Consider the following 998-nt stretch of genomic DNA (forward strand, 5'->3'; position numbering starts at 1 on the left):
TATGTATTTCATAACATTGATATCTGATGTATACTCATGAACAACTTGCCAATCTTTGAACTCAAATTTTCGTATTAATAATCTTTCTGCTTTTATAAACATTTACTTTTCCCCCTCAAAAAATTGCAACTATATTTAAAATCCACTTTTAACCCTTAAAACAAAAAGAACTTGTAGGAATCTCTACAAGTTCTTTTTGTTTTAAGGTGAAAATACGGGCCAAACAAACTATCTTACAGTTTGACTGTAGAAACTTTAGGGGTAATGCTTTGACAAATATATTATATAACAAATATTAACATCCACGGGGTTTATTTTTGAAAATTATGTTAATTAAGAAAGAAAGTAGTTTTTTTCTTAGATATTATTGTTAATAACTGATGGTATCATTATATTTCATTCTGCAACTTATTTAGAAGAGCTATGTACATTTTGAAGAAGTTCTTCAATAAGTTTTGTTTTTTCATTTACCTTTGTAGCATATGTGAAATCACCATAACAATATGGATACCTAAAATTATTTTTATTTCCACCACAAGTATACATCGCTGGATTTTGATCAACTTTCATCTTAGAAAACTTTTTGGCTGAATCCTCCGAGTGTTGTTTAACTTCTTGACTAGCAATAAAATCAATATACCCTGACCCCATATTATAGCTTTGAATAATTGTATCCATGCTAACATCCTTGTCCGTTCCATATTTGTACATTTTAGCAAAGTGTTTTACCCCTTGTTCAATGCTCAAGCTTGTCTCTTTAATTTCATTTGGCTTTAATCCAAGTGATTCGGATGACTGCATAGGATCGTTTCCCTCACCTCTACTCTCTTGGTACATAATTCCTAATAAAACTGCTGTTTTCTCTCCTAAATTATATTTTTCTAATTCTTTTTTCAAGGTAGATTCATATTGCAATACACGTTTTTCGGTGGCTAGCGCTTTATTTTGTTGAATATTGGTTTTATGATTAAAATATAGCATTCCAAGTATTATTCCTA

At 29.8% G+C, this 998-nt stretch carries 1 protein-coding gene and 1 pseudogene; both read right to left on the reverse strand.

Translation table 11 applies throughout. The features are described from left to right. Nucleotides 1–102 (reverse strand): annotated as a pseudogene (locus COK05_RS30480) (GNAT family N-acetyltransferase); the annotation flags it as partial. Nucleotides 103–408: 306 nt separating this feature from the next. Next, nucleotides 409–998, reverse strand: a 590-nt coding sequence (locus COK05_RS30485) for a lysozyme family protein (protein ID WP_098615491.1), incomplete at its 5' end; no start/stop codon positions are given.

Origin of the sequence: Bacillus cereus, assembly GCF_002567495.1 — a bacterium.
GTDB lineage: Bacteria > Bacillota > Bacilli > Bacillales > Bacillaceae_G > Bacillus_A > Bacillus_A cereus_AQ.